Annotated in this window: 16 protein-coding genes and 2 tRNA genes; 12 read left to right on the top strand and 6 right to left on the bottom strand. The window is 62.8% G+C overall.

Annotated features, from left to right (window positions below; all coding sequences use genetic code 11):
• Positions 1-107 precede the first annotated feature (107 nt).
• From NLY42_RS20580 to NLY42_RS20590, 3 genes are all read left to right on the top strand, one after another.
• The gene (locus tag NLY42_RS20580; RefSeq protein WP_023710564.1) at positions 108-275 is read left to right on the top strand and encodes a hypothetical protein; all 168 of its coding nucleotides are present in this window, start codon (positions 108-110) and stop codon (positions 273-275) included.
• A 170-nt stretch (positions 276-445) separates the two neighbouring features.
• Entirely contained in the window at positions 446-694 is a 249-nt protein-coding gene (locus NLY42_RS20585) for a hypothetical protein (protein WP_023702462.1), read from the top strand.
• A 200-nt stretch (positions 695-894) separates the two neighbouring features.
• Entirely contained in the window at positions 895-1,203 is a 309-nt protein-coding gene (locus tag NLY42_RS20590) for a BA14K family protein (protein WP_023667455.1), read from the top strand.
• A gap of 76 nt (positions 1,204-1,279) precedes the next feature.
• Here NLY42_RS20590 and NLY42_RS20595 read toward each other — a convergent pair whose 3' ends face one another.
• Both NLY42_RS20595 and bhcR read right to left on the bottom strand, forming a co-directional pair.
• Positions 1,280-1,642, bottom strand: coding sequence for a hypothetical protein (locus tag NLY42_RS20595; RefSeq protein WP_245263552.1), 363 nt, complete (start codon positions 1,640-1,642; stop codon positions 1,280-1,282).
• Between the two features lie 47 nt (positions 1,643-1,689).
• Entirely contained in the window at positions 1,690-2,508 is an 819-nt protein-coding gene (gene bhcR / locus NLY42_RS20600; protein ID WP_023681470.1) for an HTH-type transcriptional regulator BhcR, read from the bottom strand.
• A gap of 204 nt (positions 2,509-2,712) precedes the next feature.
• Between bhcR and gcl the strand changes: the two genes are divergently transcribed.
• The 3 genes from gcl to NLY42_RS20615 all read left to right on the top strand — a co-directional run bounded on the left by gcl (position 2,713) and on the right by NLY42_RS20615 (position 6,506).
• On the top strand, positions 2,713-4,494 hold the full coding sequence (gene gcl / locus NLY42_RS20605; RefSeq protein WP_286488587.1) for a glyoxylate carboligase: 1,782 nt from the start codon (positions 2,713-2,715) through the stop codon (positions 4,492-4,494).
• 168 nt (positions 4,495-4,662) lie between these two features.
• On the top strand, positions 4,663-5,460 hold the full coding sequence (otnI, locus tag NLY42_RS20610; protein ID WP_023734386.1) for a 2-oxo-tetronate isomerase: 798 nt from the start codon (positions 4,663-4,665) through the stop codon (positions 5,458-5,460).
• A 158-nt stretch (positions 5,461-5,618) separates the two neighbouring features.
• Complete coding sequence (locus tag NLY42_RS20615; RefSeq protein ID WP_023754745.1) at positions 5,619-6,506, top strand: 2-hydroxy-3-oxopropionate reductase; 888 nt, start codon at positions 5,619-5,621, stop codon at positions 6,504-6,506.
• A 57-nt stretch (positions 6,507-6,563) separates the two neighbouring features.
• Here the strand turns inward: NLY42_RS20615 and NLY42_RS20620 are convergent, their stop codons facing one another.
• Entirely contained in the window at positions 6,564-7,415 is an 852-nt protein-coding gene (locus tag NLY42_RS20620) for a TrmH family RNA methyltransferase (protein ID WP_023754744.1), read from the bottom strand.
• Between NLY42_RS20620 and NLY42_RS20625 the strand changes: the two genes are divergently transcribed.
• The 3 genes from NLY42_RS20625 to NLY42_RS20635 all read left to right on the top strand — a co-directional run bounded on the left by NLY42_RS20625 (position 7,408) and on the right by NLY42_RS20635 (position 7,812).
• Complete coding sequence (locus NLY42_RS20625) at positions 7,408-7,647, top strand: hypothetical protein (RefSeq protein ID WP_155929598.1); 240 nt, start codon at positions 7,408-7,410, stop codon at positions 7,645-7,647. The two genes, NLY42_RS20620 and NLY42_RS20625, sit on opposite strands and share 8 nt — an antisense overlap.
• Positions 7,626-7,710: transfer RNA gene (locus tag NLY42_RS20630), tRNA-Tyr, on the top strand. The genes NLY42_RS20625 and NLY42_RS20630 overlap by 22 nt, the downstream gene beginning before the upstream one ends.
• A 28-nt stretch (positions 7,711-7,738) precedes the next feature.
• Positions 7,739-7,812, top strand: a tRNA-Gly gene (locus NLY42_RS20635).
• Positions 7,813-7,828: 16 nt separating this feature from the next.
• On the opposite strand, the gene NLY42_RS20640 is transcribed toward NLY42_RS20635, so the two are convergent.
• Entirely contained in the window at positions 7,829-8,218 is a 390-nt protein-coding gene (locus NLY42_RS20640) for a VOC family protein (RefSeq protein ID WP_023688409.1), read from the bottom strand.
• 98 nt (positions 8,219-8,316) lie between these two features.
• Between NLY42_RS20640 and NLY42_RS20645 the strand changes: the two genes are divergently transcribed.
• Entirely contained in the window at positions 8,317-9,204 is an 888-nt protein-coding gene (locus tag NLY42_RS20645) for a helix-turn-helix transcriptional regulator (protein WP_023754743.1), read from the top strand.
• On the opposite strand, the gene NLY42_RS20650 is transcribed toward NLY42_RS20645, so the two are convergent.
• Entirely contained in the window at positions 9,201-9,677 is a 477-nt protein-coding gene (locus NLY42_RS20650; RefSeq protein WP_023681465.1) for a YidB family protein, read from the bottom strand. The two genes, NLY42_RS20645 and NLY42_RS20650, sit on opposite strands and share 4 nt — an antisense overlap.
• A 131-nt stretch (positions 9,678-9,808) precedes the next feature.
• On the opposite strand from NLY42_RS20650, the gene NLY42_RS20655 reads away from it, so the two are divergent.
• Positions 9,809-10,066, top strand: a complete 258-nt coding sequence (locus tag NLY42_RS20655; protein WP_023667446.1) for a GlsB/YeaQ/YmgE family stress response membrane protein — start codon at positions 9,809-9,811, stop codon at positions 10,064-10,066.
• 65 nt (positions 10,067-10,131) lie between these two features.
• On the opposite strand, the gene NLY42_RS20660 is transcribed toward NLY42_RS20655, so the two are convergent.
• Positions 10,132-11,019, bottom strand: a complete 888-nt coding sequence (locus NLY42_RS20660) for a DMT family transporter (protein WP_023695297.1) — start codon at positions 11,017-11,019, stop codon at positions 10,132-10,134.
• A 313-nt stretch (positions 11,020-11,332) separates the two neighbouring features.
• On the opposite strand from NLY42_RS20660, the gene tuf reads away from it, so the two are divergent.
• Positions 11,333-12,508, top strand: a complete 1,176-nt coding sequence (tuf, locus tag NLY42_RS20665; RefSeq protein ID WP_023723394.1) for an elongation factor Tu — start codon at positions 11,333-11,335, stop codon at positions 12,506-12,508.
• Positions 12,509-12,592: the final 84 nt, after the last annotated feature.

Consider the following 12,592-nt stretch of genomic DNA (forward strand, 5'->3'; position numbering starts at 1 on the left):
TTCGATCGCTAATGGACCCCGCCGAGGTGGGCGGGCCGCCATGCTGAAAACCGCCAATGCGATCCCTACATATCTCTCAGGTGCAAACGCATCGAACGGGGTGTCGCATGATCAGACTTGTCATCATCCTGCCGCTTGTCGTCATCGCCTGGTTTCTCGTGGTGAAGCTCATCAAGGATGTGAAGAGCGCCAAGATCGACTGGACCGGCGTCGCCACCATCATCGGCTTCATCGTGCTGGCCTTCTGGCTGCGGCACGTTACGGGCATGGGGTGACGGGAGCGAATAGCGAATAGGGAGTAGCGAATAGGGAAGTCTTAACTCCCGAAAGCCATTTCGCTACTCGCTACTCGCTACTCGCTACTCGCTGAAACCTTCGAACCTTTCGCCGCACCGCGACGACTGATCTCCAGAGGCGAATGGTCGCCTCGACCAGGGAGATCATCATGTTGAAGCGCACTCTTACGTCAGGCCTCGTCGCCATTCTCGTCGCCACCGGCGCGCTCGCCGGCACCGTGCAGTCGTCCTCCGCTCACAGCCACCACCATCATCACAAGCACCACGACAAGCCTTGGTGGTGGTGGAACCACCACCACAAGCACCACCACCACGACAAGCCTTGGTGGTGGTGGAACCACCACCACAAGCACCACCACCACAAGCATCATCATGGCAAGGTGATCATCTTCCTTTGAGCGAGACGACCGCCTCGCGGAAAGGGCGGCTTCGGCCGCCCTTTTTTGCTTGGCCTCGATAGCGATGAAACCGGCACGCAGCAGATTTTTGCCGGACCCGAGAAGAAATCTCAAAAACCTTCGAACCTTTTTTCTCGTCGCGACGACCCATCATCAAGAGGCGGATGGATCGCCTCTCGCAACGAAACAAGGAGATCGTCATGTTCACGCGCAAAATCGCTTCCGCTCTTATCGCCAGCACTGTCGCCGCCACCTCGCTGGTCGGCACCGTCCAGCCGTCGGCCGCCCACAGCCATCACCACAACCGCGAAATCGGCATCGGCATCGCCGCCGGCGTCGGCGGGTTCGTGCTCGGCAGCCTGCTCAACCAGCAGCCCCGCACCGTCTATGTCGACGACGAGGGTGGCTCCTGGCACGTCCGCCGCTGCGCCAACCGCTACGCCAGTTACGATCCGTACTCCGACACCTATGTCGGCTATGACGGCTACCGCCACTATTGCCGCCTTTAGGAGGAGGCACCCCCACACGGAAAGGAGGGGCTGTACACAGCCCCTCCTTCCTGATTTGAGCGCGCCGCGGTGCGGGCTACGGTTCGGAGATCGGCAATCCCGCTGCACGGCAGATGCGGGCAACACTCGCATTCTGCGATTGATCGCCCATGGCGATGAGTTCGAAGCTGCTTCCTTCATCCGGATAGATCTTGGCGGCGAACGGTTGGTCTGTTGTATGACCACCGGACGACGTCTTTGCAGCGACATGGCCGCAGACCAGGATTTCGCGGCGGCCGTCGAGCGTTCGCTCGCCGGCACGCATCTGCCCGAATCTGGCGGATACAGGATCCTGCAAATGCTGGCGAATGCCGATCGTGATTGTCTCCTCCAAAGCGAGCGAGATCGGAATCTCGCTGACTTGCTGGGAGACAGGGGCGGGTTCGGGCGCCGTCGCCACGCATCCGCACAGTGAAGCGGCGAGCAAAAGCTGAAGCGTTCTCCGCATTATAATCGGAACCCGCCGATCATCCTCGTCACCTCAGCGGCGGCGTCGCGCACCAGCGGCCCGATCTCGTCCAGCCGCTCCATCGTCACCCGCACCGTCGGTCCGGAGACCGAGACACCGCCGATCGGCTCGCCGAACTCGTTGAAAATGGCGGCGGCTACGCAGCGCATGCCGGGATGCCGCTCCTCGTCGTCGACCGACCAGCCGCGGTGCTTGATGACAGCCAGGTCATGGGCCAGCGCCGAAATGTCGGACAGCGTCTTGTCGGTGAAGCGCTGCAGGCCCGACTTGCGCAGGATGGCGGCGACGCGTTCCGGCTCGAGCTGCGCCAGCACCGCCTTGCCGATGCCCGAGGCATGGAAGGAGCTGCGCGTGCCCGGGCGGAAGAAGGCGCGGATCGCCTGATGGGTCTCGACCTGGCTGACGAAAACGACGCAATCGTCCTCGGCGACGCCGAGATTGGCGGTTTCACCGGTCTTCTCCATCAATTCCTGCATGACCACGCGGGCCCGGTCGACAAGCTTGCGGCGGCGCAGGAAGGCGGCACCCATGCGGTAGGTCTCGACGCCGATCGACCACAGCTGGTCCGATGTATCGAATTCGACCATGCCGTGGTTCTGCAGCGTCGTCAGCATGCGATAGGCGGTGGACGCCGCAAGCTCGCTGCGCGCCGAAATCTCGCTCAGCGACAGGCCGCTGCCTTCGGCGACGATGGCCAGGATGCGCAAGGCCCGGTCGAGCGACTGTACAGAACCGGCCTCGGACGGACCGTTGAAAGCGCGCGGCCGGCCGCGCTGGCGTTTTTCGCTGGTTTCCATGGCGGCATTGTCGCCGGTTTCGCCGAAATCGCAATGAAAAACTTTTTCATCGATTTTGATGGCCGGATTTATGGAAAACGAAAAAGCCAGGGGAATCAGTGTATAGAAGCGGTTTTCTCGAAATGAAAAATTATTCTGAAAAAATTGAAAAATGAAAACGACACTGGCATTGTCAACCAACCAACAATCTTGAGGAGGCTGGACATGGCCAGGATGCGCGCTGTCGATGCAGCGGTTCTCGTTCTCGAAAAGGAAGGCGTTTCCTGCGGCTTCGGTGTGCCGGGCGCGGCGATCAATCCGTTCTATTCGGCGCTGAAGGCGAGGGGCTCGATCCGCCACATCCTGGCTCGTCACGTCGAAGCGGCCTCGCATATGGCCGAAGGCTACACGAGAGCCAAATCAGGCAATATCGGGCTGTGCATCGGCACGTCGGGCCCGGCCGGCACCGACATGGTCACCGGGCTCTATTCGGCGGCGGCGGACTCCATCCCGATCCTGTGCATCACTGGTCAGGCGCCGCGGGCACGGCTCAACAAGGAGGATTTCCAGGCGGTCGATATCGCCGCCATAGCCGCACCCGTCGCCAAATGGGCGGTCACGGTCATGGAGCCCTATCTCGTGCCGATGGCGCTGCAGAAGGCATTTCACCTGATGCGCTCGTCGCGACCGGGCCCGGTGCTCATCGACCTGCCGGTCGACGTGCAATTGGCCGAGATCGAATTCGATATCGATGCCTATGAACCGCTGGTCCCGTTCAAGCCGGCAATGTCGCGCGCCCAGGCCGAAAAGGCCTTGGCGATGCTCAATGCCGCGGAAAAGCCGCTGATCGTCGCCGGCGGCGGCATCATCAACGCCGATGCGTCGGATCTGTTGATCGAATTCGCCGAGATAACGGGCGTGCCGGTCATCCCGACGCTAATGGGCTGGGGCGCGATCCCCGACGACCACCGGCTGATGGCCGGCATGTGCGGGCTTCAGACCTCGCATCGCTACGGCAATGCGACGATGTTGGAAGCCGATTTCGTCTTTGGCATCGGCAATCGCTGGGCCAACCGCCACACCGGTTCGGTCGATGTCTACACCAAGGGCAAGAAATTCATCCATGTCGACATCGAACCGACCCAGATCGGCCGGGTGTTCGCGCCGGATCTCGGCGTCGTCTCGGACGCCGGTGCGGCACTGAAGATGCTGCTCGACGTCGCCACCGAATGGAAGACGGCAGGAAAGCTGCGCGACTGGTCGGGCTGGGCGAAGGAATGCCAGACCCGCAAGAAGACGATGAAGCGCAAGACGCATTTCGAGCAGGTGCCGCTGAAGCCGCAGCGCGTCTATGAGGAGATGAACAAGGCGTTCGGCCGTGACACCACCTACGTCACCACGATCGGCCTCTCGCAGATCGCCGGGGCGCAGTTCCTGCATGTCTACAAGCCGCGCAACTGGATCAATTGCGGCCAGGCCGGCCCGCTCGGCTGGACGCTGCCGGCAGCGCTTGGCGTGCGCGCCGCCGATCCGGATCGCACCATCGTGGCGCTGTCGGGCGACTACGACTTCCAGTTCATGATCGAGGAACTGGCGGCCGGCGCACAGCACAAACTGCCGTATATCCATGTCGTCGTGAACAATGCCTATCTCGGCCTGATCCGCCAGGCGCAGCGCGGTTTTGCGATGGATTTCGAGGTGAGCCTGGCCTTCGAGAACGTCAACCGCGCCAACGATCCGGAGGCCGGCTACGGCGTCGACCATGTCGCGGTCGCAGAAGCGATGGGCTGCAAGGCGGTCCGGGTGCGCAAACCGGAAGAGTTCGCCGGCGCGTTCAAGGAAGCGCAGCGGCTGATGAAGGAATACCAGGTGCCGGTGGTGCTCGAATTCATCCTCGAGCGCGTCACCAACATTTCCATGGGCACGGAAATCGACAAGATCACCGAATTCGAGGACCTTGCCGAAAGCCATGAGGATGCGCCGACGGCGATTGTGTTGCTCGATTAGGCGCGCCGATATTCAGGTGAGACAGGCCTGCAAACGGCGCCTTCCTGCGCTTCCGGTGCTCACGTACAGAAAGTACGTTCCGCTCCGGTTCTCGAAAGTCACCGTTTTCGACTCTGCCTGACCTGAATCTCAACACGCCTAGGGCCAAGCAGAAGAAGGAGAAAAAGAATGCCGCGTTTTTCAGCCAATCTGTCGATGCTCTTTGGCGAGCATGAGTTCCTCGATCGCTTCGATGCCGCAGCCCGCGCCGGCTTCAAGGGCGTCGAATATATCGGCCCCTATGATCATACGCCTGACGTGGTCGCGGCCCGGCTGAAGAAGAACGGCCTGACACAGGTGCTGTTCAACCTCCCGGCCGGCGACTGGGGCAAGGGCGAGCGCGGCATCGCGGTTTTGCCCGACCGCGCGCCGGAATTCCGGCAAGGCATCGCCAAGGCGATCAGCTATGCCCATGCGCTCGGCTGCGAGCAGGTCAATTGCCTCGCCGGCATCGCGCCGCAGGGCGTGGATCGTTCGGTGCTGGAAAATACCTTTGCCGAAAACCTGGCGTTTGCAGCCGAGAAACTGGAGCAGGCCGGCATCCGGCTTTTGATCGAGCCGATCAACACGCGCGACATACCGGGTTTTTTCCTGAACTATTCGGAGCAGGCGCTGGCGCTGATCGAGCGCGTCGGCTCGAAGAACCTGTTCCTGCAATACGACATCTATCACATGCAGATCATGGAGGGGGATCTCGCCCGTACCATCGAGGCCAACCTCGGCCGCATCGCGCATATCCAGCTTGCGGACAATCCCGGCCGTCACGAGCCGGGGACGGGCGAGATCAATTATCCCTTCCTCTACGAGCATATCGACAGGATTGGTTATTCCGGCTGGGTCGGGGCGGAATACAAGCCGAAGGCGGGGACGGAGGCCGGGTTGGGGTGGTTCAGAGAGCTTAACGGGCAGGGGAGTGCTGCGGCTTAAGCGTCGCAGCCCCCTCATCCGGCCCTTCGGGCCACCTTCTCCCCGAGGGGAGAAGAGATCGCCGAGGTTAGCGCCAGCCTCTTCTCCCCAACGGGGAGAAGGTGGCCGCGTAGCGGCCGGATGAGGGGGCGTTTCACACAGTCATTTGGAGAACAACAATGGAAACCATCGGCTTCATCGGCCTTGGCATCATGGGCGCGCCGATGGCGGGGCATCTCCTGGATGCCGGCTACGCCGTCATTGCCAGCGACCACCGCTCGAAGCCGCCGGCCGATCTCGTCGCCAAGGGCTTGAGAAGCATCACCGGCCACGCGGCAGTGGCGAAGGCCGCGGATATCATCATCACCATGGTTCCCGACACCCCGCAGGTAGCCGAGGTGCTGTTCGGCGAGAACGGTGTCGCTTCCGGCCTGAGCAAGGGCAAGCTGGTCATCGACATGAGCTCGATCTCGCCGATCGAGACCAAGGTTTTCGCCAAGAAAATCAACGATCTCGGCTGCGACTATCTTGACGCGCCGGTGTCGGGCGGCGAGGTCGGCGCAAAGGCGGCGTCCCTGACCATCATGGTCGGCGGCGAGGACAAGGCGTTCGAGCGCGCCAAGCCCGTGTTCGAAAAGATGGGCAAGAACGTCACGCTTGTCGGCCCGAACGGCGTCGGCCAGACCACCAAGGTTGCCAACCAGATCGTCGTAGCCCTGACCATCGAGGCGGTCGCCGAGGCGCTGGTCTTTGCCGCAAAAGCCGGCGCCGACCCCGCCAAGGTCCGGCAGGCGCTGATGGGCGGGCTGGCGGCATCGCGCATCCTCGAGGTGCATGGCGAGCGCATGATAAAGCGCACCTTCGCGCCGGGCTTCCGCATCGAACTGCACCAGAAGGATCTCAACCTGGCGCTGGAAGGCGCCAAGGCGCTCGGCGTCTCATTGCCCAACACCTCGACGACGCAGCAGCTGTTCAACTCGTGCGCGGCGAATGGCGGGGCGAAAGAGGATCATTCGGCGCTGGTGCGGGCGCTGGAGCGGATGGCGGGGCATGAAGTGGGTGAATAGTGAACGGTGACGGTAAGAACGCTTCCATTCACCATTCACCATTCACTATTTCACCATTCACTTTCCAAGGAATTTCCGTGCCGCATAAAGGCTCACCGCCGCGGCGTTCGACACGTTGAGCGAGCGGATGGCGCCGAGCATGTCGAGGCGGGCGAGTGTCGTCACCGTCTCGCGCGTTTTCTGGCGCAGGCCCTTGCCTTCGGCGCCGAGCACCAACGCTATCTTTTCGCCTGAAAAACTCGTTTCGAGCTCCGCTGGCCCATCGGAATCGAGGCCAATGGTCTGGAAGCCGGCTTCGTGCAACTGTCCCAGCGCGTCGGCCAGGTTCTTCACCTCGATCTGGTCGATATGTTCCAGTGCGCCGGAGGCGGATTTGGCCAGCACGCCGGATTCCTGCGGGCTGTGGCGGGCCGTGGTGATCAGCGCACCGGCGCCGAAGGCGACCGCCGAGCGCAGGATGGCGCCGACATTGTGCGGGTCGGTGACCTGGTCGAGCACCAGCACCAGTTTGGTATCGCCGAGCGCGTCAAGGCGCTTGGGCTTCAGCGGCTCGGCCTCGATCAGCACGCCCTGGTGGACGGCGTCCGAACCGGTGATCTTGTCGATGTCCTTCGGCTCGACCAGTTCGGCCTTGAACGGCAAAGCGGCGAGGTCGGCGATCGCCAGCCGCTCGGCGGCATTGCGCGTCACCAACATCTTTCTGATCCGCCGGCGCGGATTGTCGAGCGCGGCGCGCACCGTGTGCAGGCCATAAAGCCGCACCAGCCCGTCGGCGGCGTTCTCGCCCGGCGGCACCGGCTGGCGCGGCCGGAAGGCGGGCGCGCCGCCGGCCTTCTCGTCGCGATGGGCGCGACGCAGCTTGGCGTAGTGGGTGTCTTTGGCGGTCTTGGGCGTGTTGTCATTGCTCATGGCCGGCTTCTATAGCCGCGTCGCCGGGCTGTGGATACAGGCAGAAAGCCGGCTTGCCGGGCAGGCTGTCAAATTCAGCGCATTTTGCCTTGCGGTGCGGTTGACACCCACTGGCCTTGCCGCCATAAGGCGCTTCGCTGATTTCGGACAAAACCCTGGTTTCGACCTGATCGGCGAGAATGCCTCGTTGCAAGGCTTCGACGGCAGGCTGGAGAGGTGCCCGAGTGGTTAAAGGGGACGGACTGTAAATCCGTTAGCTTAGCTTACGTTGGTTCGAATCCAACCCTCTCCACCACTGCCAGCCCGCGAACCTTGAGGACGATGCGGGTATAGCTCAGTGGTAGAGCAGCAGCCTTCCAAGCTGAATATGCGGGTTCGATTCCCGCTACCCGCTCCAAACTCCCCACTCCGCATCAGATCTCAGCGAATATCTCGACAACGTTGCCGTCCGGATCGCGGAAGAACACTGTCCTGTGGCCCCATTCCTGGTCGGTGAGCGGCAGGACCGGCTGCACGCCCTTGGCCTGAAGCGCCTCGGCGCAAGCAGCGACCATCTCCGGCGCCACCCGGAATGCCAGCTGAAGCGACAGCGCATCCCGCTGCTGCGGCGTGTCGTTGAACATCATGCCGAGGCTGGTCAAGGCCAGCGTGTTCGGGCCGACCCGATATTCGATCCACCTGTCGCCGAGTTCGCGCTGCAGATCAAATTCCATCACATCCCCGTAGAAGTGCCGCATGGCGGCCATGTCGCGGGCGAAGATGACGGTGTAGTCGATCTGACGGATTTCATTGAGCGCATTCATTGTCGAAGTCCCGTGGGCTGATGTTCGATCGCCCGCAACCTAGCTTTCCTTTAAAGTAGTACAAGACTATAGCTTATACTGGTATCGGAGGTGACTGCATGCCATACGACGGCCCACGGCACGATGAGCTTGCCCGCTTCCTGCGCGAGCGGCGGGACCGCTTGCCGCGGATCGATGGCGCCAATGGCCGCCGCCGGGCGCCGGGCCTCAGGCGCGAAGAGGTCGCCGCCGAGGCGGGGATCAGCACCACCTGGTACACCTGGCTCGAGCAGGGACGGGAGGTGAACGCGTCGCCGCAGGTGCTTCGCTCGCTGGCGCGGGTGCTGAGACTGAGCCGGTCGGAGCAGGCCTATCTCTTCCAATTGGCGCGGCCCGATCTCGATTGGCGAAACCGGCTCGGCGCGCAAGGCCTGCCCAGCGCGCCGTTGCTCAGCCTGCTCGACGGGCTGGCGCCGCACCCGGCATATGTCGTCAATCGCTACTGGCAGGTCGTCGCCTGTAGCCATCCGGCGGCGGTGCTGCTTGGGGATTTCGAGACGGATGATGAGTGGTCCGGCAGCCTGCTCGCCCGGCTGTTTCTCGACCTGGAATGGCGGCAGCGCTTTGTCGACTGGCCGGAGGTTTCGCGCTCGGCGGCGGCGCAGTTCCGGCTTGCCACTGTCGCCATGACTCGCGATCCGGTGCTGGCTGCGCTGGTTTCGTCACTGGAAGCGGCAAGCGAAGCGTTCGCCACGTGCTGGAACAGCCGCGACATCGCCGAGCCACCGATCTGGCGGAAATCCATCCGGCACCCTGTCGCCGGCGCGATGTCGTTCGATTTCGCCACGCTGCAGCCGGGCGGCCGCGACAGTGATTTCTCGGTTTCCGTCTACACGCCGGTCGATGCGTCGACTGCCAGGCGGTTCGCGGCGCTGGTCGCAGCAACGCCCGACAGCCGCAAGGCGGTGCCGGGCGTGTTTGCGCGTGATGCAGGCGCAGAAGTCTAGCTGTTGAAGGCGGACGCGACCTGGTGTTGCTGCGGCACCTGTCCGTTCGGCGTCAGTCTGTCGACAATGCCGGGCAGGGCTGTGGACAATTGCTTGAGCAACTCCTGCTCGTCCAGTCCGGTCCTTTGCGCGATCTCTCGAATGACCTGCGGGCCGATCGCCTTGCCGAGATCATTGGCGTTGATCGGCTGGTTCTGTCCGGTGCCGACCCAGGAGTCAGCGACATTGCCTTGGCCGGCAGTCTTGAGCTTGTCGAGCAGTCCGCCCAGTCCGCCAAGCAGGCCGCCATCCCCTGAGGCCGTGGTTCCGGTGGGGGCTGGCGTTTGAGGCTGGGCGGGCTCGCCCGTCTCTTCGGCACTCGTCTGTTCGGCGCTTCTGCCGCTCAGCATCTTTCCCACCAGCAGCGCGCCGAGCGCGATCATCAGCGGTTTGGTGATGTTGCCGCCAGGTACGGCGTTGTCAAAAAGTCCCATAGGTCAATCCTCCATAACGACCAAGCCCGTCCCGCCGGCTACAATGGAGCATGCGGGCGGAAATTCAAGTTGGCTTGAGCTTTTGACAATCATGTGACCATGATCGGCCGGCGGGGGAATGGAGAGGAAAAATGGGCATTATCAGTTGGATCATCCTCGGCGTCATCGCCGGCTTTATCGGCAGCAAGATCGTCAACAAGACCGGCCAGGGCCTGATCATGGATATCGTGCTCGGCATTGTCGGCGCCATCGTCGGAGGGCTGATCTTCAGCGCCTTTGGCGCCACGGGTGTGACCGGCCTCAACATCTGGAGCCTGATCGTCGCCGTCATCGGCGCGGTGGTCGTGCTGTGGGCCTATCACCAGTTCTCCGGCAAGCGAACGCTTTAGGCGCCAGTCTGCCGACTGGTTGACCGCAGGACGGCCGAACCTGCTTCGACGCGTTGACTTGAAGGTCAGGCGACGACGGTCAGCCTTCGTTTGCGTTCATCGAGCGAGACGATGGTCAGCCCGCTCGCGACCACCAGCAGGATGCCGCAGACCGCCAGGGCATTCGGGAACTGCCCGAACACCAGCACGCCTGAGATGACCGCCCAGACGGTGAAACAGTAGTAGAACGGCGCCACGATGCCGGTCGGACCGACGCGATAGGCCATGAAGATGAAGAAATGGCCGAAGATCAGGAAGAATCCGGCGCCGGCCATGAGCAGCAGGTGCCGGGCTTCCGGCATCACCCAGCGCTCGGAAACGAGATGCGCGGCGCCCGCGCCGATCAGCACCACCACGACGGCGGAAATGGCGACGATCATGCCCGGCACCTCGGCCGCGACCCGCCTGCCGGCAAGATCGCGTGCCGCCGCCAATGCCGCGTTGCCGAGCGCCAGCAACGCATAGACCGAGATGCCCTGCATGGTCGGCTGGGCCACCATAAGCGCACCGATGAAGCCGAGCCCGATCAGCGCCATGCGCACGCCGCCGATCCGTTCGCCGAACAGGATGGAGGAGCCGACCAGCATCAAAAGCGGGGTGATCTGCCCGAGCGCGGTCGAATCGGCGATCTGCATGTTGGCCAGCGCCACGACGTAGCAAAGGATGGCCGCCAGCTCGAGCAGGTTGCGGCGCAGCACGCGTTTGTCGAAGATCAAAGGGATCTGCCTGCGATAGCCCAGCAGGAACAGCAGCGGCATGCCCCATAGCGTGGCCGCGACCCCGCGCAGGAACAGCACTTCATAGGACGGCAATCCCGCTGTGGCGAGCTTCATCATCGTGTCGTTGACGAGGTACGACCCCGTCGAAACGATCATGAACAGCGGGCCGCGTATGGAGGTCGGTATGAATTGCATGGGGCAACCAAATCAGACCGCCGCCGCAGCGGCAATGGGCCAGGCGCCGGCTGCAAATCCGGCAGGCAAAGGCCAGGACATGGGCGGGACAGGACATGGGCGGGAATAGCAAACAGGTGCTGGAGCCCGCAGCCCCCATTTCATTTCCGCTCGCGCGTTCCTATATCAGCGCCACATCCCCGCAATCGGATCATCGGTTGAGACCGAGTGGACAGCGCACCCGGCCACAAGGCACTTGTGTTTTTCGGCCGTAGTCGCTAATCGCCCCGCATTCGACTGAACTGAAGGTCAAGGCCGTCCAAGGAAAGAGACTATGGCAAAAGGTAAATTCGAGCGTAACAAGCCTCATGTGAACATTGGCACGATTGGCCACGTCGATCATGGCAAGACGTCGCTGACGGCGGCGATCACGAAGTATTTTGGCGAGTACAAGCGCTACGACCAGATCGATGCGGCGCCCGAAGAGAAGGCCCGCGGCATCACGATTTCGACGGCGCACGTCGAATACGAGACGGCAGCGCGCCACTACGCCCATGTCGACTGCCCCGGCCACGCCGACTATGTGAAGAACATGATCACGGGTGCTGCGCAGATGGACGGCGCGATCCTGGTGGTGTCGGCCGCCGACGGCCCGATGCCGCAGACCCGCGAGCACATCCTGCTTGCCCGTCAGGTCGGCGTGCCGTCGATCGTGGTGTTCCTGAACAAGGTCGACCAGGTCGACGATGCCGAGCTGCTCGAACTGGTCGAGCTTGAGGTTCGCGAGCTTCTGTCGAAGAACGAGTTCCCCGGCGACGACATTCCGATCGTCAAGGGTTCGGCGCTGGCTGCTCTGGAAGACTCCAACAAGACCATCGGCGAAGATGCGATCCGCGAGCTGATGGCTGCGGTCGATGCCTATATCCCGACGCCGGTTCGTCCGCTGGACAAGCCGTTCCTGATGCCCATCGAAGACGTGTTCTCGATCTCGGGCCGTGGCACGGTCGTGACCGGCCGCGTCGAGCGCGGCATCGTCAAGGTCGGCGAGGAACTGGAAATCATCGGCATCCGTCCGACGACCAAGACGACCTGCACGGGCGTCGAGATGTTCCGCAAGCTGCTCGATCAGGGCCAGGCCGGCGACAACATCGGCGCGCTGCTGCGCGGCGTTGATCGTGAAGGCGTCGAGCGCGGCCAGGTTCTGGCCAAGCCCGGTACGGTGAAGCCGCACAAGAAGTTCGTGGCCGAAGCCTACATCCTGACCAAGGACGAAGGTGGCCGTCACACGCCGTTCTTCACCAACTACCGTCCGCAGTTCTACTTCCGCACGACCGACGTGACCGGCATCGTGTCGCTGCCGGAAGGCACGGAAATGGTTATGCCCGGCGACAACATCACGGTCGATGTCGAGCTGATCGTGCCGATCGCCATGGAAGAGAAGCTGCGCTTCGCCATCCGTGAAGGCGGCCGCACCGTCGGTGCCGGCATCGTCGTCACCATCAAAGAGTAATCGAGCCCGGCATCGCCGGATCGAAACGGATAGGGGCGGCCCTCGGGCCGCCCTTTTTCGTTGGCCAGATGTGCCTGTTTGGGG

This window comes from Mesorhizobium sp. C372A (assembly GCF_030323245.1).
In the GTDB taxonomy this organism is placed as follows: Bacteria; Pseudomonadota; Alphaproteobacteria; order Rhizobiales; family Rhizobiaceae; genus Mesorhizobium.